This window comes from Afipia felis ATCC 53690 (assembly GCF_000314735.2).
GTDB lineage: Bacteria > Pseudomonadota > Alphaproteobacteria > Rhizobiales > Xanthobacteraceae > Afipia > Afipia felis.
This window is the reverse complement of sequence record NZ_KB375270.1, coordinates 2,227,902-2,250,054: the sequence shown is the minus strand read 5'-3', so window position 1 is coordinate 2,250,054 and position 22,153 is coordinate 2,227,902. Positions and strand designations below refer to the sequence as shown.

The following is a 22,153-nucleotide window of genomic DNA, read 5'->3' as shown; positions in this document are numbered from 1 at the left end:
CGCCGCATTGTGACCGCACCGTAACTTCCTGTAGGCCTCGACATCGCTGGCCGATATTCGGCGGGGATTTTGGGGCGACTGGTTTCAATGGCGTGCGAGACTACACTTCACAAGAAAACTCTTATGACTGGAGCATGTGCGCTCGCTTTGCTATTTGACGGCGGAGACACGGCCCGCGCGCAGACGGCGCAGGAATTGCCCGCGGTGCAGGTTCATGCGCCGGCTCCACGCGCTGTTCGTCGTGCGAAGCCGCGCCAAAGTGTCGCACGCGCGCCGCGCGCAGCCCCTCCGCGTGCTGTCGAGCGTCATGCACCAAAGACGCCACCGACCGGGATGATCGGTGGGTTGCCGCCAGCCTACGCAGGCGGGCAGGTCGCTTCTGGCAGCCAGGTCGGCTTGCTCGGTAACCGCAGCATAATGGATACGCCGTTCAACCAGACGAGCTATACGGCGAAGACCATTCAGGATCAGCAGGCTCGCAAGCTCGACGACGTGCTCGCCAATGATCCATCTGTTCGCCCCAGCGTGCCGCGTGCTTACGGCTTCGACTTCATATCGATCCGCGGTTTCGATGTGCCGAGTTCGGCTTACGGCATCAACGGATTGTACGGCATCGCATCGGCTTTCTCGTTCTCGTCGCTTTCAGCGATTGAGCGGGTCGAGGTGCTGAAGGGGCCGGGTGCGCTGTTGAACGGTATGCCGCCGGGTGGTGGCGTCGGCGGCAGCGTCAATCTCGTGACCAAGCGTGCGACTGACGATCCGATTACGCAGATCACCAATACTTATGCGTCGCGCTCGCAATTCGGGACCCATCTTGACGTTGGCCGCCGGTACGGCGAATCCAACGAGTTCGGTGTTCGTTTCAACGGCAGTTATCGCAATGGCGACACTGATCTCGCCTACCAGAGTCAGGAGCTTGGGACGGCGTCGCTTGGTCTCGATTATCGCGGCGAACGTGTCCGTCTGTCGGCCGATTTCGGATATGAGAATAACAACACCGACGCGATGACGCGCTTCGTCACGCTGCCAGCGAATTTTACGGCCGTGCCGGCTCCGCCAGACGCGCGTTCGTACTTCAACCCAAGCTGGGGTTATTGGCGTGGTGAAGGCAAGTTCGGTCTCGTGCAAGGCGAGATCGATATTACCGAGAATCTGACCGCCTATGCGCAGGCAGGCGTGGTCAGCGGCACGACTCAATATCTCTATTCCGATATCAAGCTGAAGACTATCAACGGTGAGTTCGATGGCTCGTCACGACTGAACAGGCAGTATCGCGACCAGACTGCTGCTCAGGCCGGATTCCGTGCCACGGTGGATACCGGACCGTTCAACCACGCGATCAACTTCAATGCTACACGGTCGGAAGGTGAGACCGGCATCCTCAATACCACTGGAACCGCCTTCACATCGAATATCTACAATCCGCGACCAAGCCCGGCGCCCTCGCTCTGGGTGGGTGCTCCTCCGAAGATATCGGATTCGAATCTGTCGAGCTTTGGCATCGCCGATACGATTTCGACGTGGGACAAGCGCATTCAGTTCACTGTCGGCGTGCGCCGGCAGTTTGTCGAGAGCGGCTCGTTCAGTGCGACGACGGGGTTGAAAACCGGCGGCTACGATTCCTCCGCGACGACTCCGGCCTATGCATTGGTGGTGAAGCCACTGGAAAATGTGTCGCTCTATGCGAACTACATCGAGGGCCTCGAAGCCGGCACCGTGGTCAGCGGTGGGACCCCTCCCTATACCAATGTGGGTGAGGTGTTGCCACCCTATCGGACTCGGCAATACGAGACCGGCATCAAGGTCGATTGGGGGCGGATCTCCACGACCTTCAGCGCTTTCGACATTACGAAGCCGCTACAGGTCGTTGATACAACCACCAATACACTGACGCAGGCAGGCGAGAGTCGTAATCGCGGCCTTGAGCTTAATGTGTTCGGCGAGGTGACTCCGGGTGTCCGGTTGCTCGGCGGCGTCATGTACATCGATGCGCGTCAGGAGAAAACGCAGGGCGGAAAGTACGATGGCTATCGTACCTTCGGCGTCTCCCACACGCAGTTGAATCTTGGCGGCGAATGGGACGTGCCTTTCGTGCCCGGTCTGACGCTGACCGGACGCGCGATTCATACCGGCAGCTTCTATGCGGATCAGGCGAACGTGCAGCTCGTTTCGGACTGGGCGCGTTATGATGTCGGCGCGCGCTATACCTTTGTATCCCCGTGGAACAAGAAGCCTGTGGTCGTGCGCTTTCAGGTCGAGAACCTTCTCGACAAGAATTACTGGCAGGCAGCGAACACCAGCGGCTACCTCTATCTCGGTGCGCCGAGAACCTATCTCGCATCGACAACCTTTAATTTCTGAAGATGGCTGAACGAATAACGACAGACGTTCTTGCTGACGGTCGTTTAACCACCGGCGCTATGCGCTGGTGGTTTGTCGCATTGCGCATCCTTGTCATCATTGTCGGTGGTTATGTGACTGCGTCGGCGCTGGTTGCTGGAAGCGCGCGAATATTGCCACTCGCGGGTCTTGTACGCAGCGAGGCGGTGGCGCTGGCCTCCATGTGCGGATTCTTGGTTTACCTGGGGTTGCTCGCCTGGGGCTTCGCTCAGTCGCGACTGATAAACGTCATCCTGGGTTTGTTGCTGATGGCCACCGTCGGCGTTGCGTTAATGCTGGTGCTGGGCGGCGGCTGAAATGGAGCAGAATCTTCGCTCATCCATGAATGTGGTGCACACATGGGCCGGCGTGGTGGTTGGCGCGGTATTGTTCGCGGTCTTCTGGATGGGAACGCTGTCGGTCTATGACCGCGAGATCGACCGCTGGATGGCGCCAGTGACTCGCGTTGCCATGCCGGACAAGCCGGTGTCTTTTGATGCATTGCGCGGAACCTATGATGCGGCTGTCACAGCCCATGCGCCCTCATGGACGATGCTCCAGCCGACCGAGCGGCAGCCTGTTGTGCGGATCGTCTACCGCGACGGGCCTCAGGTATTGTCGCGCTACTTCGATCCGGTAACTGGCGCGGCACTGCCAGACACAGGCACTTGGGCAGGTACGCGCTTCTTTTATCCGTTTCACTACCGGCTTCACCTGAAAGCCTGGGATATCGGCGAATGGCTGGTGGGCATCGCGGCGATGACGATGCTGCTGCTTTGCGTATCCGGCCTTGTGATCCATCGTAAAATGATCGCGGAATTTTTCACGTGGCGGACGCGGAAGAAGTCGGCGCGGATGGTGCTCGATCTGCACACGGTCGCGGGCGTGCTCGGCCTGCCGTTCAATTTCATGGTTGCATTGTCCGGCCTCGTGATTCTCTCAATCACCTTTTTTCCAAGCGGGTGGCAGTCGTCCTATCCGAACAAGCAATCCTTCAACGCCGAGGCGTACAGTGCCTACACGCGTCCAAAGGCCAACAAGCCGGGAGCGTTGATGTCGTTTGATGTGCTTGCGCAGAAGGCGGAGCAGATGTGGCATGGCGGGAAGCCATGGGCGATCGTGGTGCAGCATCCCGGCGATGCGGCGGCGTTCGTGACTGTCTACCAGTCGTTCGATCTCGGTATCGTGCGAAGTGCACCGGCGATCCATTTCGATGCGGCTACCGGTGCAGTGCTGCATCAAAGCAAGGAGATGCGCCCGATTGCCAAGGCGCAGCGCTTTATCTCCGGCATGCATCAAATCCAGTTTCGGCACTGGACATTGAGGGCTCTGTATTTTGCGCTCGGCCTGTTTGGATGCGTATTGATCTTGACCGGCTTTCTGTTCTGGCTGCAATCACGCCGGCGTAACCACGCAGCCGGGCCCTGGTCCGGCGTTCGCGTCGTGGAGGCGGTCGCCATCAGTTCCACGGTGGGTATCATCGTCGCATCGGTCAGCTTCATGGTGATCAACCGTATCCTGCCGCTCGGAGTATCCTTCATGGGAATCGAGCGTTACGCGCTGGAAATCTGGGTGTTTTATCTGGTCTGGCTCGCAACCTTGGCTCATGCGTGGTGGCGTCCGCAAATGGCGTGGGCCGGACAATGTCGTGCAATCGCGGTGCTGGCCGTGTTGGCCGTCGTGCTGAACTGGATGACCACGGGGGATCATCTGCTGCGTAGCCTCGCTGCGCCGCACTTGTGGCCTGTCGCTGGAGTCGATCTTGGTTTGCTGTCGCTCGCCTCCGTTGCATTCGGAATGAGCCGCTGGTTGTTGCGTGCCGAGCGCCCGATACGTTCCGGGGCACCGGATCTTAACCGCGTGAGCAGTCATGCGTGACACAGTGTACTTGCTTGCAGCTTTTGCGATGAGCTATCTCGCCTTTGCCAGCTTTGCTCTGGCACAAAAGCGGCATTGGCAGGCGGCGACAGGCGCTCATGACGGCAAGCTTGCTGACAAGCGTGTCCTGAAGATTGGCGGGATCGTTTGCCTCGCTGCGGGATGTGCGATCGTGCTGTGGCGCGAAGGGGTGGACTACGGCCCATTGCTCTGGGTGACCCAGCTTACGGTGGCCGCCTTCGGTGTTGTCGCAACACTGTCGCTGCGCCCGCAACTTCTAAAGCCATTCGCCGCCGTTTTGCCACGAGCGGACCGCCAAGCGTGCAGATAAGGAGAAAATCAATGAATAGCCGTCGAATGGGACGAAAGCTGATGCTTGGCGCGCTGCTGATCGCCTGGCACGCTCTGTTGCCTGTCGAGGCGGCGAGAGCGCAAGTTGTCAATTCGTTCGATGGCGACCGCGGGCCGGGTCTGGAGGTTTGTAAATCGGAGAATGCGCCGACCCATTGTGACCGGGCTGAAATGGATGTGGCGACCAACGGCAAGCAAGTCGTGCAGGTCACCTGGCAGAACGTCAATGTTTACGATACGGCAGGAAAGTTACTGAAATCGATGCCGTTCTCCGAGCTAATCAGCAGCACGGGCCTTGATCCGAATCTGACGAAAGGCGCCGGAAAACAATTCGAGCCTCATATCGTTTATAACGAATTCATCGAACGCTGGATCATCACTGTTACCTGCAAGAACGACTGCACTCTTGTGAGTGCGACGTCGGATGCAACGGAAGGATGGGGAGGCGCTTATCTATCGTGCTTGCAAGGCGGCTCGTGCCTTGACCGCAACCCCGCTGTCAAAGTGGGTTACGATAAAAATGGTGTCTATATTTGTGGTGGGCATATTGGCGACGACAATCCAAATACTGTGCCGAACGTGGCCTATGATTGTTTCGCGGTTCCTTCGGAAGAAGCCAGGGCGATCGGGCAGGGGAAGGCGCCAGACCATATCAATCGCGCCCACAACATGCCGCTCGATATCGTGCCTGCCATCGATCATAACCCGTCGAAGGCAGCCTCTGCTCCAGCCTTCTTTGCTAACAAGAGTTGCGACCGCGTTGCGCAATATGCGTGCCAGCGTTCGACGGCATTCTCCTTCCACTGGATCGTCAATACGTTCACGTGGAATGGGGCCACAGGCATTTACAATGCCGGCGGCGCCCAACAGGTGATCAAGACCGCTATTGGTTCTCAGGAAAACAAGTGGTTCTATAACTCGCCATGCTGCGACAAGATCATGGCAGTGCCGCAAGCCGGCAGCGAGATCGGACTTCGTGCTGCGGCCAGCCATCGTTTGATGAATGTCGTTCAGCACGGCTCCCGTTTGTACGGTGTCCTTGGCACAGGACCCTGCACGGATTCATGCGGGTCGCAAGGCGTGGACGCCAACAATATCTTGATTTGGGTGGAGCTTGATTGCTCGAACGCGGGCGCCTGCGTGGTCAGCCAGACGGGTAAGATCGCGAGTTCGGACTCTCATCTCGAGTTCGGGACCATCGGCGTGGATGATGCGGGCAATTTGGGCATCGTCGGCGCGTCATCAAGTGTACGCGAGCATTTATCTGTCCTTCTCTGGACCCGCCGACAGGGTGATCCGGCCAATACCTTCCGCGATCCGATCACGGTTGCCGCAGGAACGCAGCCTTATAGCTGCTTGAACAAGATGGGTATGGTTCCGATGGGAAATTCGGCGGGCACGCTGACATCGCTTGATCCGCTGGATCGCGAGACACTGTGGGCGACCCAGCAGTGGGCCGACGATGCCGCGCCTTGCGTCTGGAACACGCGTATTGTCGGCTATAAAGTTGGGCCGGCGACGCGTTGATGGCGTGGCCGATGCCCGAGGACAGTTGCATCGCCGGCGGCTCAGTCGCGAATCCTCAATTCCAGCGGTGAACGGCCAATCTTGCGAATGCTTGCGAGACCGGCATCAATTCAACGGTGTTGACATTAACCCGCGCTGGCAGCGAAGTCACCCAGTGCACCGTCTCGGCGATATCATCGGGCGTGAGCGGATCGGCGTTCTCATACATCTTGGAAGCCTTTTCAGTGTCGCCGGAGAATCGCACTGTCGAGAATTCCGTGCCGCCCACGAGACCCGGCTCAATGTCAGTTGCGCGCACGCGTGTGCCATGCAGGTCGGAACGAAGTGCCAGCGAGAACTGGCGGACGAATGCCTTACTTGCTCCATACACGCTGCCGCCTGCATAGGCGTATGATCCTGCCGTTGAACCGATGTTGACGATGTGCCCGCGATCGCGTGCAACCATGCCAGGCAGCACGGCGCGGGTCATGTAGAGTAACCCCTTTATGTTGGTGTCGACCATTGCATCCCAATCATCGAGGTTGGCCGCCTGTGCGACCTCAACCCCGGCGGCAAGGCCAGCATTGTTCACCAAAATATCGATCTCGGACCAGTCTGACGGCAAGTTCGTAATGGCCTGTGTAACGGCTTCATGGGAACGTACGTCAAGCATCAGCGTGTAAACCCGGTCACCCCCCAGCTCGTTACGCAGTGCGTCGAGTCTGTCCTGCCGACGCCCGGTCGCGATGACGCGGTGGCCTTCTTTTACAAATCGGCGTGCCATCGCTTCGCCGAAGCCGGCGGTAGCACCCGTTATCAGTACGATCATCTGAAGCTCCATTTTCAAAAATAAGCGGTGATGCACTTGCGTTCCGCAATTGGTGCGATCGCGCTCAAGCGCGGCCGGCGTTCTCGCGATAGCCGAGGTCGTTTGATATCTCCCGCGCCATCGCGCAGACGCGCTCAGCTAGCTGTGGGATTTTCGAATCTGAAATGTCGAGGACAGTGCTCACGATGCTGGCAGCGGCGACCACGCGCCCGTGCATATCGAACACCGGCGCCGCGATGCAGCGGACGTTAGGATTGTCTTCTTCGTCGTCGAGCGCCCAACCTTGGGCGCGGACCTCGCACAGATGATCCCGGTATTGTTGCGGATCGGTCAGCGTCTTTGGTCCCTTCTGCTGCCAGGTTACGTGACGGAGTTTGTCGTCGACCTCGGTCTCTGGAAGCCATGCCAACAGGATCTTGCCGAGCGACGAGCTGTGTAGCGACAGTCGCTTGCCGACCCACGTGTTGACGCGGATCTCGCGGTTGCCTTCGACCTTGAGGAGATACATCGCATTGTAGCCTTCCAGAACACCAAGATGGCATGTGAGCTGCAACTCGTTTGAGAGTCGTTGCAGGTAGGGCAGGGCCTGATGTTCGATCGTTCGCTGACCTGCGGCGAGCGAACCCAGCTCAAGAAGGCGCAACCCGAGAATGAATCCCCGGTCTTCATTCATCTGAAGCGCGCCGAGATGACAGAGCGTGTTCAACAGATGGTGGCAGCTGCTGTTGGGCAACTTCAGACGCAAGCGGATATCGGCGAATTTCAGTCCCGGCTGCTCGGCCACCAGCGCAAGAATGGCGAAGCCTTTAGCCAGCGCCGGAGCCGGCAGTTTCATATCCAGGTTTTCCAGGTTCATCGCCGATGCTCGGGTTTTCTTTGGAAAGACGTTCAACAGGTTGTGCCTGTCAAATTCGATGGATGCCATCAACACTGTTGATCTTCCGGTCGTATGTGAATTAGCATACCACATAAAGAACAATAGTTCCATATATGGAATTCGTGGGAGGGATAGATGGCGTATGCCGTACGACGGCCGGCGTTCGCCTTGACCCTCCGATTCACAACAACAAACCGGAGGAAGTCGCCGTGAAAATCATGCAAGCCATTAACAAGGTCCCGGGTGGCCTTATGGTCGTTCCGCTGTTTCTCGGAATGGTCGTCAATACCTTCTTTCCAAACCTTCTGAAGATTGGCGGATTCACCGAGGCATTGAGCGGGGCAGGTTACCCGACCGTGCTTGGCATGTATTTGTTCACTGTCGGCACCAAGATGCAGTTCAGCGCCGCACCGCGCATGATGAAGCGCGGCTTTGGGCTGTTGTTCGCCAAGGTTGGCGTTGCAACCCTTATCGCATTGGCGGTTGCGAAGTTCTTCGGTGGTGAAGTGTTCGGCCTCAGCACGCTGGCGCTCCTCGTTGCACTCGGCGATACCAATGGCGGTATGTTCCTCGCGCTCACCAGCGCGATGGGCGACGAGGATGACGTCGGCACCTACGTGCCGCAGAGCGTTGAAACCGGCCCCTTCCTGACCATGATCATTCTGGTCGGCGCCGGTTTGGCCAATATTCCGTGGCTGTCGATGGTGTCGGTGGTCGCCCCGATCGTCGTCGGCGCAATTCTCGGCAATCTGGACAAGGATGTTCGCGAGTTCTTCGGATCGCGTGAAGCCCTGATCGTGCCGTTCATGGCCTTCACGTTGGGGCAGAACATCAACCTCACCAACGTCATCACCGGCGGGCTGTCGGGTATCGGGCTCGGTATCCTGACGCTGGTTGTTACCGGCACCGTCTGCATCTTCGTCGACAAACTGCTCGGTGGTACCGGCATCGCCGGGGCTGCGGCGTCCAGCACGGCGGGTAATTCTGCGGCGGTGCCGCCGGCCATTGCGGCGGCGGATCATTCCTACGCCGCGATTGCACCCGTCGCCACGGTTCAGGTTGCGGCGTCCGTGATCGTGACCGCTGTGCTCACGCCGCTGCTCACGGCGTGGATGTATCGCAAGGTGCAGAAAGAAACAGAAACGAAGACAGTGGTCCAGGAGCTCAACGAGCATCCGGTTCAGGGCACGTTGTACGAACAAGCGAAATCGTAATCGCTGATGAAAGCTATCTTGGCCGGCGTGTCGCAGGGCATCGCCGGCCATTGTCTTCTGGATGGAGTGGAATGATCGGCATGGACACAATCGGACTGAAGCTTGCTCAAAAACTTGTAACGGCAGCACTCGACAAGGCGGCTACCGATTATGGCCGGCCGATCTGCGTCAGCGTGTGCGATGCCTTCGGCTTTGCCCTGAGTTTTGCGCGGAACGATGACGCGCCGGTACGAAGCATCGCGATATCGCAGGGCAAGGCCTATTCGTCCGCGCGGATTGGCGTGAACACCGATGTGTGGTTGGGCCGCCTGGGCCAAGCTAACTTCCAGGCAAACTATTTCTGCGATCCGCAGCTTACCGCCTTGCCAGGAGGCGCGGTCGTTACGAGCGCAAACGGAAAAGTGCTTGGGGCCGTCGGTATCAGTGGCCTGGCGCCACATGAGGATCAGGCGATCGCCAATGCGATTGCCGAACTCGCTACAGAAAATTCAACACAGTAAGAAAGGGATTCAATAATGAGCCGCAAATCCGTCTACGTCACACGCGCAATCCCTGAGGAAAATATCGACGAACTGCGCAAACATTTCGATGTCGAGGTTAATCCTGATGATCGTGCTCTTAGCAAAGATGAACTGAAGCAGAAATTGAAGGGGCGTCACGCTGCAATCTCCCTGCTGACGGACGCCGTCGATGGCGACGTGCTCGATGCGGCCGGCCCGCAGCTGCGGATCGTTGCGAATTACGCAGTCGGCTTCAACAATTTCGATGTGGCGGGGGCAACCCAGCGCAATGTTGTTCTCACGAACACGCCCGGCGTGCTCGACGATGCGACCGCAACCCACACCATGACGCTGTTGCTTGCCACGGCGCGCCGCATCGCCGAATCTGACAAATTTGTTCGCGATGGCAAGTGGCAAGGTTGGGCACCGATGTTCTTCGTCGGTCTTGATGTTGAACGAAAGAATCTCGGAATTGCAGGTCTCGGCCGTATCGGCAAGGCTGTCGCCAAGCGCGCGCGCGGCTTCGATATGAACATCATCTATAGCGATGTGAAGCCGGATGCCGACTTCGAGAAGGCATTCGGCGCGACTTATGTCGACAAAGACACCTTGATCCGCGAGTCGGATTTTCTAACGATGCACGTTCCGCTGACCGATGAGACACGCCACTATATCGGCGCGAAAGAACTAAAGGCGATGAAGAAGACTGCTGTTCTCATTAATGCCAGCCGCGGTCCTGTCGTCGACGAAGTCGCGCTGGTACAGGCGCTCAAGAACGGGGAAATCTGGGGGGCTGGCCTCGACGTGTTTGAAGACGAGCCGAAGCTTGCCTCGGGCCTTGTCGATTTGCCGAATGTCGTGGTTGTGCCGCACATCGCCTCGGCGACGCCACAGACGCGCATTGCGATGGGTGAAATCGCGGTGAACAACATCATCAAGGTGTTGAATGGCCAGGTCCCCGACACCTGTGTCAATCCCGAGGTGTTGAAGTCGGCGGCTGCGCAATAAGCATCTCGATGCTGCAAGGAGTAAAAAGAAGCCGGGCTACCGGTTTCTTTTTGTTAGAAGGCCTCTCAGGCTTGGCTGGTTGCCGAAGTAACGCCTGACGCCGTTTCAGAAATCCACGAGGGAGTTTTTAGATGTCAAAGAAACTGGGCTTCATCGGACTGGGCACGATGGGTGCGCCGATGGCCGGTCATCTGATCGCCGCCGGTCACGAGGTTCACCTTTACACTATCGAAGGCGTGCCGGCCGATCTTTCCAAGAAGGGCAAGGTTGCCAAGAACGCTGCCGAAGTCGCGAAGAACGCCGACATCATCATCATCATGGTGCCGGATACGCCGCACGTCGAATCCGTGCTGTTCGGAGAGAACGGCGTCGCCGAGCATCTCGGCAAGGGCAAGATCGTGGTCGACATGAGTTCGATCTCGCCGATCGAAACCAAGAAGTTCGCCGCGAAGGTCGAAAAGCTCGGTGCGCGCTATCTCGATGCGCCGGTCTCCGGCGGTGAGGTCGGTGCCAAGGCCGCGTCGCTCACCATCATGGTCGGCGGTCACGACGACGACTTCGCAACCGTGAAGCCGTATTTCGAGCTGATGGGCAAGAACATCACCCATGTCGGTGCGAATGGTGACGGTCAGACCACCAAGGTCGCGAACCAGATCATCGTCGCGCTCAACATCGAGGCGGTGGCGGAAGCTCTGATCTTTGCCTCGAAAGCGGGCGCCGATCCGGCCAAGGTGCGTCAGGCGCTGATGGGCGGCTTTGCGTCGTCGCGCATCCTCGAGGTGCATGGCGAGCGCATGATCAAGCGCACCTTCGATCCAGGCTTCCGCATCGAACTGCACCAGAAGGATCTCAACCTCGCGCTGCAGGGTGCCAAGGCGCTCGGCGTGGCGCTGCCGAACACCGCGATGGCGCAGGAATTGTTCAACACCTGTGCGGCCAATGGCGGCAAGGCGTGGGATCACTCGGGCATGGTGAAGGCGCTCGAGCTGATGGCCAACCACGCGGTCGCCGGCAAGAAGTAAGCAATACCGGACATCCGGGGCTTCGTGCCCCGGATATCCCAGTTATATTGACGGAAGGAATTGAAGATGAGCCGCAATCGGCGCGCGAAGATCGTTGCGACGCTAGGCCCGGCGAGTTCCTCGCCCGAGATGATCCGCAAGCTCTATGATGCCGGGGTCGACATGTTCCGGCTCAATTTCAGCCACGGTACCCACGAGGATCACCGCGCGCGCTATGAGGCGATCCGCGCGGTCGAGCGCGAGGTCGGCACGCCGATCGCGATCCTGCAGGATCTGCAGGGTCCGAAGATCCGCCTCGGGCCGCTGGAAGGCGGCAAGCGCGAACTGACCAACGGCAGCACGGTTCGCTTCGTCTGCGAAAAGACTGCGAAGGGCAACGACCTGCCGCTGCCGCACAAGGAGGTGTTCGACGCCATCGTGCCGGGCAACCAGCTTCTGATCGACGACGGCAAGGTGCGGCTGTCGGCGACCGGCGTGGGCGAGGGCTATATCGATGCCAGGGTGATTGCCGGCGGCATCGTCAGCGACCGCAAGGGCGTCAACCTGCCGGACACGATTCTGGCGCTGTCGCCGATCACCGAGAAGGATCGCGTCGATCTCGCCTTCGGCCTCGAGCTTGGCGTCGACTGGGTCGCGTTCTCGTTCGTGCAGCGCGCCTCCGACCTGATCGAGGCGCACACGCTGGTTGGCGGGCGCGCGGGCGTGATGTCGAAGATCGAGAAGCCGGCGGCGATGTCGGTGATCGAGGATATCGTCGCACTGTCGGATTCCATCATGGTGGCGCGCGGCGATCTCGGCGTGGAAATCCCGCCGGAGGACGTGCCGGGCGCGCAGAAAGATCTGGTGCGGCTGTGCCGTCTGGCGGGCAAGCCGGTCATCATCGCGACCCAGATGCTGGAATCGATGATCCAGACGCCGACGCCGACGCGCGCGGAATCCTCCGACGTCGCGACCGCGATCTATGACGGCTCCGACGCGGTGATGTTGTCGGCCGAGTCCGCTTCGGGGCAGTTTCCGGTGCAGGCGGTCCAGACGATGGACCGCATCATCCGCCGGACCGAGCAGCACAAGGCGTATCGCAGCATCGTCGCGGCGCTGCATCCGCAGGTCGAGCCTTTGCCGCAGCACGCGATCGCGGCGGCGGCCACGGAGGTCGCCGACTCCATCAGTGCCGCCTGTATCGTGGCGTTCACCTCGAGCGGCGCGACCGCCTACCGGATCGCGCGCCAGCGTTCGCCGACGCCGATCCTGAGCGTGACGCCGAATGAGTCGACCGCCCGCCAGCTGGCCTGGCTGTGGGGCTCGACGAGCATGCGTTCGGACGATATTGCGTCATATGACGAAATGGTGAGCCATGCGGTTCATCATGCCAAGGACAGCGGGCTTGCGAAGGACGGCGACTGCATCGTCGTGGTCGCGGGCGTGCCATTCGGCAAATCGGGTTCGACCAACAACCTCCGCGTCGTTACCGTCTGACCGGAAGCGGGCGTTCGAATTCCTGACGCTAAGCGCTACGTTGCACGCCCACCCGGTGCTGGCGAATGTTGGATAAGAGCTTCGCAAACTCGACCGATTGAGACTCGGTGATTGTACTTGTTGTCAGTCGAATTCCAGGGGGGCTCTCCAGCCTGAATATTGATCCTGCTTTGACGATCCATCCGGCTTCCATCAAACGCTGAGCGGTGAACTGTTCGTTCTCGACCGGAATCCAAACATTGATACCGTCCGCTCCGTGGCTTTCGATGCCGAACTTGGTTAGCGCTTGAACGAAAGTTTCCCGCCGCTTTTTGTACAGTTCGGAAGCCTTGTGTATCCTCGTCTCGTAATCTGGTTCACTGATTGTCGCCAGCAACGTCTTCTGAAGAATGCTGCTGACCCAGCGATAAGTGAATGCGCTCAGCCCCAGGACCTTAGGTCCAATGTCTTTGCTGGAGTTTACAAAAGCGAGCCGCATATCTGCTCCGATGTATTTGGAGACTGAGCGGATGACTGCCCAATTACGACGATCGTCAGAGACCAATGTGACGGGCTTAAACTGCGAAAGCGCTGCAAAATGGTCGTCTTCGATAACAAGAACGTCTTTGTACGGCTTGATGACTGCGGCCAGATCTTTTTGACGAGTCGCTGACCATGAGCCTCCATAAGGATTTTGTGCCCGTGGTGTAAGAATAGCACCTTTAACGCCGCTCTTTAGTGCTTGATCGAGAGATTTAGGAATTGCGCCTTCATCATCGACTTTGATCGGGATGGGCTGATAGCCGAGTTCGCGCAATAATCCCAAGGTTGTCATGAAGCACGGATCCTCGACTGCGATCGTAGATCCTTTCGGTAGGGTCGCCTGCAGTACGACAGCGATAGCGTCGAACGTGCCGTTTGAAATCCAGATGTCGCCGACAGGTATTCCGTCCTGACGAAACTGCGCGGTGGCGTATTCGAGAAGTGCCGGTTCGTCGGGAGCGTCGTCGTAGTCACGGGGATGCCATTGGCATCGTTGCAAGGCTCCAAAAACATCGGGAAGGAGCTGTGGATCGGGATTGCCTGCTCCTACGTCGTGAATGGGAGGAGGCGTTCTCGCCGGTCCCATGCCGAGCGCGGCTACGCGACTGCCTTGGCGCCCGCGACCTTCAATAAGGCCTGCATCGGAAAGTCGACGATAGGCGGCGGCAACAGTGTTGCGGTTCACGCCCAGTTCGTCTGCCAATGTCCTAATCGTCGGGAGCGCCTCGCCCACAGTAAAAGTGCCGCGTCGAATGGCAGCCTCGATGCTGCTTGTGATTTGCGTCGCTGTGCGACCGGTGACTAACCCTTCAAAAGAGCCGCTCGACTTCGTCTTCCCAGACGTCTTTACCATTTTCGTTCCGTGGTCTTTTGGCTTGGAAGGATGCAAACGGCGAACCCTACTGAATAATAGCATTATTTCAAAATCAGATATGACAAAATATGCATATAAAGACATATCAGTCAAAATATCATTTGACCTATTTATGTCTTGATTCAGATATTTGACTTGCTAAGATCTGCAAGTTGGGCCGCTGTAAAAGGAAGAAACGCGAAATGTTGCCACCAGACAAACATCTCACGATCGGGTCGATGTTGTTTCCGGGTCTCGATCAGATCGATCTTACGGGACCTTTTGAAGTTCTGTCGGCCATTCCTAATTCGACGCTGCATGTCGCCGCAAAGACCAGGAGTCCGATTAAGGATTTTCATGGCCTGAGCCTCGTTGCAGACATGACCTACGACGAGGTTCCTGAGCTCGACGTTTTGCACGTGCCGGGTGGTCCGGGGCAGCAGGCTTTAATGGAGGATGAGGAGACCCTCGACTTCATCCGCAAGCACGCGTCAAAGGCCACGTACGTATTCTCTGTCTGTACGGGCGCTTTGCTTTGCGGTGCTGCAGGTTTGCTCAGGGGGAAGAAAGCGACGACACATTGGGCCTCCCAGCATCTCCTGCCGTACTTCGGCGCTACGCCAGTAGACCAGCGCATTGTTATTGACGGAAACTGGGTATTCGCCGCCGGTGTGACGTCCGGCATTGATGGCGCGTTGCATTTGGCAGCGCTGCTGCGTGGCCAGCCCGCAGCGGAGCAAATTCAACTCTATATGCAGTATCATCCAGAGCCGCCGTTCGATGCGGGCACTCCGGATCGTGCTCCCAAGCAGGTGTTGGAGAACGCGCGCAATGCAGTCAGCAAGCTGACCGCGGATCGTCTGGCGACCGCAAAGAAAATTTCGGCGAAACTTGGTGTCGAAGTCCCAGGATTGGTCGGCTAAATCGGTTTCGAGGAGATAGACTAAACAGCGGAAGCGCGTAACGTCGTTTTGAGGCGCGTGGTCGCGTAATCGATAAATGCCCGTACTTTGGACAGATCTGATCGTCCATCGGGTACGACCAAGTGGACGGGCAGAGGTTCCGGCTCAGCGCTTTTAAGCAGTATCTGTAGTTTCCCTTTCCGAATTTCTTCTTCGATTTGATAGGACAGCACACGGACAATGCCATGTCCGTCAGCCGCGCTACGAACCAGAGATTCGATAGTGTTGACGCTCAGGCGCGGCTTCAGTCGTACATTGCGATGAGCTTTCGTCCCGGGCTTTGGTGGAAAGGTCCAGACCTCACCATGTCCGAGTTCAAAGTTCGAGAGGCAATTGTGGGTTGCCAAATCAGATGGGGTCCGGATTGCGGGCTTGCCCTTCAGATAGGATGGTGAGGCGGCGACAACGCGGCGGACGCTGCCGAGCCTTGTTGCTATCAATCCTGAATCCGGCAGATGTCCAATTCGCAGAGCGACATCTATACCTTCCTCAGCCAGGTTGACCTGACGGTCCACGAGCAGATACCGGATTCTCAGAGCCGGATACTCCTCCAGAAAATCATCAATGACCGGGCGCAGAATTCTTGTTCCAAACAGGACTGGCGCGGTAATTGTCAGGACGCCCCTGGGCGAGGCGTGCAGCCCCGTCGCCGCGAGATTCGCTTCTTCCAGGTCGTTCAAGATACGGCGGCACACGACCGCATATCGTTCGCCGGCTTCACTGACGCGAACACTTCGTGTCGTACGGTGGAGCAATTCAGTGCCCACATCCGCTTCCAGAAATGCAATCGCGCGCGTCACAGCGACTGGTGAGCGGTTCAGGCGCATGGCTGCTTTGGTCAGATTGCCTTCATCCAGAACGGCAATGAAGGCGCGGATGGCGTCGAGGCGATCCATTATTTCATTTCTCGAAATAAAGTCTTGCTAACTTCATCCATTATTTCAGCGGCAACCAGAGCGTATCGTCTCTCGCACACAAGTAATTCTGCGGGAAAGTATCATGAAACTTTATTATGGACCACTCTCAGGCCACTCACACCGTGCGCGACTTTTCCTGTCGTTGCTCGGCATGGATTACGAGCCGGTCGAGGTTAACCTTCGGGCAGATGATCACAAGGCAGCTGAATTTCTGAGGCTCAATCGTTTCGGGGAGGTGCCGGTACTGGACGACGACGGAACCATCATCGCGGATTCCAATGCCATTCTCGTCTATCTCGCGAAGAAAGGCGGAACGACAGAGTGGCTTCCGGAAGACCCGGTCACGGCCGCAAACATTCAGCGCTGGCTTTCGGTGGCGGCGGGAAAGGTCGCGTATGGGCCCTGCGCCGCGCGTCTTATCACGGTGTTCGGCTACAAGCTGAATGCCGAAGAGGCCATCGAGCGATCGCACGCCTTGCTGCGCGTGATGGATGATGAGCTCCACAACAAAAATTGGATTGCGGGCACGGTTGAGCCAAGCATCGCGGACGTCGCCCTCTACAGCTACATCGATCGTGCTCCGGAAGGGAATGTCGATCTCGCTGTTTACGGCAATGTCAGGTCATGGCTTCGCCGGGTTGAAACGCTGCCCGGTTTCTTCCCCTTCCGTAAAACCAAAGCAGGTCTCGAGGCAGGGGCATGATTGGGGGTGGCATATGTCACATCCGAGTAACGAAGATAGGTTCTCTCCGTGGCACGCTGGCGAAGTCCATATGCAGCGGTGTGTTGGCGTGGCCGACCGTATGGGTGTGGTGGGGCCGCGGGTGATCCGCCGCCATCTGATCGACCAGCATCGCCTTTTCTTTGCCGAACTGCCGTTCGTCGTGCTGGGCGCGGTTGATGAAAACGGTGACGTGTGGGCGACGCTCCGCGCAGGCGTACCTGGATTTCTCCACTCGCCGGATCCGTTGCTGCTGTGTGCTGCGATTGGTCGTGACCGCGCGGATCCGGCAGACAACGGCATGAACGATGGCGACGCCATTGCCCTTCTGGGCATTCAACTCGAGACACGCCGCCGCAACCGGCTGAATGGAGTCGTCCGGCGTGGCGAGGGCGAGACGTTCGAGGTTCTGGTCCAAGAATCTTTTGGTAATTGCCCGCGCTTCATCACGCCTCGCAATCTGGAGCTCACTCGCGATCCGGCTACCGCCGGACCGGGAACGGTTGAAGAGTTACCGCACCTCGAGGGTGCGCCGGCTGAACTGGTGGTGCGCGCGGATACGTTCTTCGTCGCGTCCTATGTCGACGATGAGCGAGGTCGGCGCGTCGACGTATCACATCGCGGCGGAAGGTCCGGATTTGTACGGATCGTGGAAGACGGCACACTCACGATTCCGGATTATGCGGGAAATATGTTCTTCAACACACTCGGCAACTTTCTTGTCAATCCGCGTGCAGGCCTGGTGTTCGTCGATTGGCGGAACGGCGATTTGTTGCAGATGACGGGCGGGGTCGAGGTGTTCTCCACTTGCGGTGAGCGCGCGCCGCTCGAAGACGCCGAGCGGGCATGGCGCTTCACTCCGGAGCGGATTATGAGGCGGAGGGAAGCTCTTCCATTGCGAATGAGCTTACCTGCGCCTTTTGCCGCGCGCGAATTGGCCCATACATGATCGATCCGATGAAGCTACCCTGAAGTATAGATCGATTTGTATTGGGCCCGGAGCGCGTCCTTCAGGACCTTGCCCATCGTGTTGCGTGGGAGCTCATCCACAAAGATTATACGTTTCGGCAGCTTAAATTTCGCGAGCCGGTTATCCAGCGCCTTCACGATAGCGCCCTCGCTGAGATTGCTGGCGGCGGCCTTGACGACGATTGCCGTAACACCTTCGCCAAAATCAGGGTGCTGCACGCCGATTACGGCGCTCTCGACGACACCGTCAATCCCGTCGATCTGGGTTTCCACTTCCTTGGGGTAGACGTTGTACCCCCCGGTGATAACAAGATCCTTGCCGCGGCCGACAATCGAGAGCACGCCCTTGTCGTCGAGCTTGCCGAGGTCGCCGGTAATGAAGAAGCCGTTGCTGCGCAACTCGGCCTCAGTTTTCTCCGGCATCCGCCAGTAGCCCTTGAAGACGTTCGGCCCGCGTACCTCGACCACGCCGACTTGGCCATTCGGGAGAACGGCGCCAGTCTGCGGATCCGTAACGATCACCTCGATGCCGGCAAGCGCTGTTCCAACTGTTCCGGGAATGCGCGAGCCAGAATAAGGATTGGAGGTGATCATGTTGGTTTCCGTCATGCCGTAACGTTCAAGAATGGCGTGGCCGGTGCGCTCGCTCCACTCGCGATGGGTGTCGGCCAGCAGTGGAGCCGAGCCTGATACGAACAGGCGCATATGCGCCACAGTCTTCGCATCCAGCCAATCTTCCTGAAGCAGCCGGGTATAAAATGTAGGTACGCCCATCATCACCGTGGCTTCGGGAAGCCTCTCGCGAATGACCGAGGGGTCGAATTTCGGCATCAGGATCATCGATGCACCGGTCGTCAGGACGATGTTGGTGGCGACGAACAGGCCATGAGTGTGAAACAGCGGCAGTGCATGAAGCAGGACGTCGTCTGCCGTGAAGCACCATGCGGCCGCCAGCGTCTCGGCGTTCGAGCGGAGATTGCGATGGGTCAGCATCGCGCCCTTGGAGCGTCCGGTGGTGCCGGATGTATAAAGGATAGCTGCGATGTCGTCGGGGCGGCATGGTGCGGCGTCGATGTGGGTGGGTGCAGTTTGCGCCAGCAGCATCAGGGATCCGTCTCCCTGCGTTCCCAAGGTAAGAACCGACGCCCCCGACAGGCGCGTCATGAGCGACTGAATACCGTCGTGAGAGCCGGGTGCACAAACTACGACGCGCGGCTCGGCATCATTGATGAAGTAGTCAAGCTCACTCAGCGTATAGGCGGTGTTCAGCGGAAGATAGATCGCCCCTATGCGCAAGCACGCCAGATACAGGATCAAAGCTTCGGCTGATTTCTCGACCTGGACTGCGACGCGATCGAGCGGCCTGACGCCCTTGTCTTTCAGGACATTGGCAATCTGTCCGGCAAGATTGAAAGCCTCGCGATAGCGGATGCGGCGTTCGTCCTGCGTTTCGATAAAGGTCTTGTCGAGGTTCGCGCAGCGCGCGACGAAGGCCGTGTACAGATTGGCCGTTTCGCCTGTCATGATCGTTCCCGCCTTGAGTTACGCTACGATCTTCTTGCTGTCCTTGCGTTCAGCGGTTGTGGGGCGCAGCTTGTTGCGCACGGTGGACGATGCCGCCACTTCCCCGGCTTCTGCGAATGCCTCGTGGTTCTCCTCGATGCTCTTAAGATCGTAGAGATAGTTGACCATCAGCCCGTAGGATTGGCGAATGCCGTTCGCGGAGATGTCGCCGAAAGGATTGAGGCGTTCGAGCCTCGCGCCATTGCCGAGATGAAACCGCGCCACCGGGTCGATCGGCTTCTGGTGGTTGTTCTTCTCCATCAGGAAGTATTGTGCCGCCGCTCCGTCAAGCGTGACGGCAAGATGTCCACGTTCCTGATCGTTGGTGATGCCGCCGCCTCGCCGCAGAATGTCCAGTGCCTCTATGTCGGCTGGCGTCAACCAGGCCGGAGCGGTGCCCAGTTGCCGGTCGAGCCATTTGGCAAAACCGGGGACCGGTGACAATGTCACGAACGTGCGAAGATTGGGCAGCTCGCGCCGAAGATCCTCAACCACCTGCTTGATGAGGAAGTTGCCGAACGACACGCCGCGCAAACCTTCCTGACAGTTTGAAATCGAATAGAACACCGCGGTGTCGGCCTCGGCAGTGCTGATTGCCTGACGATCCGGCGCAAGCAGCGGCGCGATACTGTCGGGAATGTCTCGCGTCAACGCGACCTCGACGAATATCAGGGGCTCGTCCGTCATCTGCGGATGGAAGAATGCAAACAGCCTGCGGTCTTCCGGCTCGATTCGCCGTCGCAACTCGGTCCAGTCATCGATGGCATGCACCGCTTCGTAGCGGATAATTTTTTCCAGGATATTGGCGGAAGTAGACCAGTCGATCCGCCTTAGCACCAGGAAGCCCCGGTTGAACCAGGATGAGAATAGATGCACGAAATCGGCGTCGAGAATGTCGAGCTCGGGATGCTCTTTACGATGAGCGAAAATCTCCTCGCGCATTGAAACCAGCCTGCGCGTGCCCCCCGGTGCGAGATTGAGGCGGCGAATAAGTTCCTGGCGGCGGGGTTCAGCGGCTGCATGGACCGCGCGGAGGGTCGCTTCCGAGCGTTGTTCTTTCCATGTCGCTATCGCAGCCTCGAACTGCGGAAGCGATGGGCCGAAATCGGCCACGAGATCCAGCAGGAAACGCTTCTTGCGTTCGCTGTCGCTCTGGCTCCAGATGTTCAGAATCTGGTCAGCCAGCGCAACGCCGGACGCTTCGCCACGCCTTGAGAGCAAGGCATTGCACAGATCGCGAATGTCGGGCTGATGTCCTAAGAGCGGAACCCGACGGCTTCCCGGAAATAGTGCGCGGCCGCGATCCGCGATCTGGGCCAGCAGATCAGCGAAGAAACTCTCACGCATCCAGACGCCCTCCATTACTGCTCCGCGAGAGAGCGTCGTCCAGTGTGTTGCTCTCATCCGTCTCGGAGGCGGCCGGAGTGTCGGCGATATCCAGGAAGGTGGCAGGCTTCAGGCGTTTGCGGTTAACCGTGAGATCGAAGACGTCGAAACGGTTATAGTAGCCGACCACGTCATGAAATTGTTTCGGTTCGATGCAGCGAGTCAGATCGAACTCGGCGTAGGCGATGCCTTCCTGGTCCTGCAGCAGGTCACCCACGGCTTCGCCGGTCGGATCGACAAAGAAACTCGCGGCGCGCTGTGTACGGTCGATGACCTCGACCACGGACGGATCGCGCGCGACGAGGAAATCGCGCATCGAGGCATCCATGTAGCCGGCCGTCACGATGCCGTAGGCTTTAGCTTCGAAGGAATGCGCGCTGGCACGGATCCGATTCGCTGCAACGTTGTTGAAATTGCCGCCACTGCTCGGCCGACGGGTCGGCCACATCGGCGGCCAGCTCGAAATATGAATCTGCTCGGCCTGGGCCATCAATGTATAGCGCGCAAGCGGATTGGTATTCTCGCCGCAGATCAGGTTGCCGATTCGTCCGATAGACGTCGAAGAGACCCTGAGGCCGGCACCGTCGCCTGGTGCCCATACCAGCTTTTCGTAGAAAGTAGGTACGAGCTTGCGGTGATGGTTGAGAATGTCGCCGTTGCTGCCGATCAGAATATTGCTGTTCCAGATGGCGCCGACGCTGGCGCTCGAACTTTCGCTGATGCCCATTGAGACAATCACACCGAGCGTGCGGGCCTCGCGGCGTAGTGCAGCGATTTCAGGGCCGTGCAGCGACACGGATTGCTCGGCCATCAGCGTGAACAGGTCGTGATTGTCGATCGGCGCCCATAGAGCGGCCCAGACTGGAAATGCCGGAATATAGGTTTCAGGAAATGCGACCAATTCCGCGCCTGCATTCGCCGCTTCCCGCAGGATTGAAATCGCTTTCGCCGTTGTAGCGGAACGATCGAGAAAGACTGGCGCGGCATGAACCGCAGCAACTTTCACAAGCGACGACATGACTCAAACCTCGCGTTCTGTTTATTGCGAGGTGGAGGCTAGCACGTCTGTTCAAGAGCAATGATGCCGAATCTTGCAAGGCGTGTTGCAAGCATCTTGGGATCGACGAAACGTTTTGTCACGCTACACCCGGTTGGGTTGCGTGTGAGGTATGAAGACTGCAAGTGCGATGCCTTCGCGATATCATCGGCTGTCCGCCGCC

Annotated in this window: 20 protein-coding genes; 13 read left to right on the top strand and 7 right to left on the bottom strand. The window is 58.4% G+C overall.

Going from position 1 to position 22,153, the window contains the following annotated elements:
* Window positions 1-123: 123 nt before the first annotated feature.
* From HMPREF9697_RS10665 to HMPREF9697_RS10645, 5 genes are read left to right on the top strand one after another with little or no spacing between them, the layout of a single operon-like run.
* Window positions 124-2,361 (top strand): TonB-dependent receptor, encoded by a 2,238-nt coding sequence (locus tag HMPREF9697_RS10665; protein ID WP_244597945.1) that lies wholly within the window; start codon window positions 124-126, stop codon window positions 2,359-2,361.
* Between the two features lie 2 nt (window positions 2,362-2,363).
* A complete protein-coding gene (locus tag HMPREF9697_RS10660; RefSeq protein ID WP_040307899.1) occupies window positions 2,364-2,696 on the top strand; it encodes a hypothetical protein in 333 nt (110 codons plus the stop codon).
* A gap of 1 nt (window position 2,697) precedes the next feature.
* The gene (locus HMPREF9697_RS10655) at window positions 2,698-4,257 is read left to right on the top strand and encodes a PepSY-associated TM helix domain-containing protein (RefSeq protein ID WP_002717217.1); all 1,560 of its coding nucleotides are present in this window, start codon (window positions 2,698-2,700) and stop codon (window positions 4,255-4,257) included.
* On the top strand, window positions 4,250-4,588 hold the full coding sequence (locus HMPREF9697_RS10650) for a DUF3325 domain-containing protein (RefSeq protein WP_002717216.1): 339 nt from the start codon (window positions 4,250-4,252) through the stop codon (window positions 4,586-4,588). The genes HMPREF9697_RS10655 and HMPREF9697_RS10650 overlap by 8 nt, the downstream gene beginning before the upstream one ends.
* Before the next feature lie 11 nt (window positions 4,589-4,599).
* Window positions 4,600-6,135 (top strand): hypothetical protein, encoded by a 1,536-nt coding sequence (locus HMPREF9697_RS10645; RefSeq protein WP_002717215.1) that lies wholly within the window; start codon window positions 4,600-4,602, stop codon window positions 6,133-6,135.
* Between the two features lie 55 nt (window positions 6,136-6,190).
* Here the strand turns inward: HMPREF9697_RS10645 and ydfG are convergent, their stop codons facing one another.
* Window positions 6,191-6,943 (bottom strand): bifunctional NADP-dependent 3-hydroxy acid dehydrogenase/3-hydroxypropionate dehydrogenase YdfG, encoded by a 753-nt coding sequence (gene ydfG / locus HMPREF9697_RS10640; protein WP_002717214.1) that lies wholly within the window; start codon window positions 6,941-6,943, stop codon window positions 6,191-6,193.
* Window positions 6,944-7,007: 64 nt separating this feature from the next.
* Entirely contained in the window at window positions 7,008-7,868 is an 861-nt protein-coding gene (locus HMPREF9697_RS10635; RefSeq protein ID WP_244597941.1) for an IclR family transcriptional regulator, read from the bottom strand.
* Window positions 7,869-8,038: 170 nt separating this feature from the next.
* On the opposite strand from HMPREF9697_RS10635, the gene HMPREF9697_RS10630 reads away from it, so the two are divergent.
* The 5 genes from HMPREF9697_RS10630 (at window position 8,039) to pyk (ending at window position 13,040) form a co-directional block, all read left to right on the top strand.
* Window positions 8,039-9,034 carry a 2-keto-3-deoxygluconate permease gene (locus tag HMPREF9697_RS10630; RefSeq protein WP_244598019.1) on the top strand — a complete coding sequence of 332 codons (996 nt, stop codon included), beginning with the start codon at window positions 8,039-8,041 and terminating at the stop codon, window positions 9,032-9,034.
* Between the two features lie 71 nt (window positions 9,035-9,105).
* Entirely contained in the window at window positions 9,106-9,534 is a 429-nt protein-coding gene (locus HMPREF9697_RS10625) for a GlcG/HbpS family heme-binding protein (RefSeq protein ID WP_002717211.1), read from the top strand.
* A 15-nt stretch (window positions 9,535-9,549) separates the two neighbouring features.
* Window positions 9,550-10,542 (top strand): 2-hydroxyacid dehydrogenase, encoded by a 993-nt coding sequence (locus HMPREF9697_RS10620; RefSeq protein WP_002717210.1) that lies wholly within the window; start codon window positions 9,550-9,552, stop codon window positions 10,540-10,542.
* Between the two features lie 131 nt (window positions 10,543-10,673).
* Complete coding sequence (glxR, locus tag HMPREF9697_RS10615) at window positions 10,674-11,564, top strand: 2-hydroxy-3-oxopropionate reductase (protein WP_002716252.1); 891 nt, start codon at window positions 10,674-10,676, stop codon at window positions 11,562-11,564.
* Between the two features lie 66 nt (window positions 11,565-11,630).
* Window positions 11,631-13,040 carry a pyruvate kinase gene (gene pyk, locus HMPREF9697_RS10610; RefSeq protein WP_002716249.1) on the top strand — a complete coding sequence of 470 codons (1,410 nt, stop codon included), beginning with the start codon at window positions 11,631-11,633 and terminating at the stop codon, window positions 13,038-13,040.
* 28 nt (window positions 13,041-13,068) lie between these two features.
* On the opposite strand, the gene HMPREF9697_RS10605 is transcribed toward pyk, so the two are convergent.
* Window positions 13,069-14,415, bottom strand: coding sequence for an aminotransferase class I/II-fold pyridoxal phosphate-dependent enzyme (locus HMPREF9697_RS10605; protein WP_002717209.1), 1,347 nt, complete (start codon window positions 14,413-14,415; stop codon window positions 13,069-13,071).
* A 203-nt stretch (window positions 14,416-14,618) separates the two neighbouring features.
* Between HMPREF9697_RS10605 and HMPREF9697_RS10600 the strand changes: the two genes are divergently transcribed.
* Complete coding sequence (locus tag HMPREF9697_RS10600; protein ID WP_002717208.1) at window positions 14,619-15,338, top strand: DJ-1/PfpI family protein; 720 nt, start codon at window positions 14,619-14,621, stop codon at window positions 15,336-15,338.
* 20 nt (window positions 15,339-15,358) lie between these two features.
* On the opposite strand, the gene HMPREF9697_RS10595 is transcribed toward HMPREF9697_RS10600, so the two are convergent.
* A complete protein-coding gene (locus tag HMPREF9697_RS10595) occupies window positions 15,359-16,273 on the bottom strand; it encodes a LysR family transcriptional regulator (RefSeq protein ID WP_002717207.1) in 915 nt (304 codons plus the stop codon).
* 103 nt (window positions 16,274-16,376) lie between these two features.
* Here HMPREF9697_RS10595 and HMPREF9697_RS10590 point away from each other — a divergent pair, with 103 nt between their 5' ends.
* Together HMPREF9697_RS10590 and HMPREF9697_RS10585 are read left to right on the top strand one after the other, a co-directional pair.
* Complete coding sequence (locus HMPREF9697_RS10590; protein ID WP_002717206.1) at window positions 16,377-16,997, top strand: glutathione S-transferase family protein; 621 nt, start codon at window positions 16,377-16,379, stop codon at window positions 16,995-16,997.
* A 13-nt stretch (window positions 16,998-17,010) separates the two neighbouring features.
* The gene (locus HMPREF9697_RS10585) at window positions 17,011-17,964 is read left to right on the top strand and encodes a pyridoxamine 5'-phosphate oxidase family protein (RefSeq protein WP_002717205.1); all 954 of its coding nucleotides are present in this window, start codon (window positions 17,011-17,013) and stop codon (window positions 17,962-17,964) included.
* 14 nt (window positions 17,965-17,978) lie between these two features.
* Here HMPREF9697_RS10585 and HMPREF9697_RS10580 read toward each other — a convergent pair whose 3' ends face one another.
* The 3 genes from HMPREF9697_RS10580 to HMPREF9697_RS10570 are packed head-to-tail and all read right to left on the bottom strand — an operon-like array spanning window position 17,979 to window position 21,951.
* Window positions 17,979-19,508, bottom strand: a complete 1,530-nt coding sequence (locus tag HMPREF9697_RS10580) for a malonate--CoA ligase (protein WP_002717204.1) — start codon at window positions 19,506-19,508, stop codon at window positions 17,979-17,981.
* An 18-nt stretch (window positions 19,509-19,526) separates the two neighbouring features.
* Window positions 19,527-20,894 (bottom strand): malonyl-CoA decarboxylase, encoded by a 1,368-nt coding sequence (locus HMPREF9697_RS10575; RefSeq protein WP_002717203.1) that lies wholly within the window; start codon window positions 20,892-20,894, stop codon window positions 19,527-19,529.
* Entirely contained in the window at window positions 20,887-21,951 is a 1,065-nt protein-coding gene (locus HMPREF9697_RS10570) for a carbon-nitrogen hydrolase family protein (RefSeq protein WP_002717202.1), read from the bottom strand. Before HMPREF9697_RS10570 ends, HMPREF9697_RS10575 begins: the two co-directional genes overlap by 8 nt.
* Window positions 21,952-22,153 lie beyond the last annotated feature (202 nt).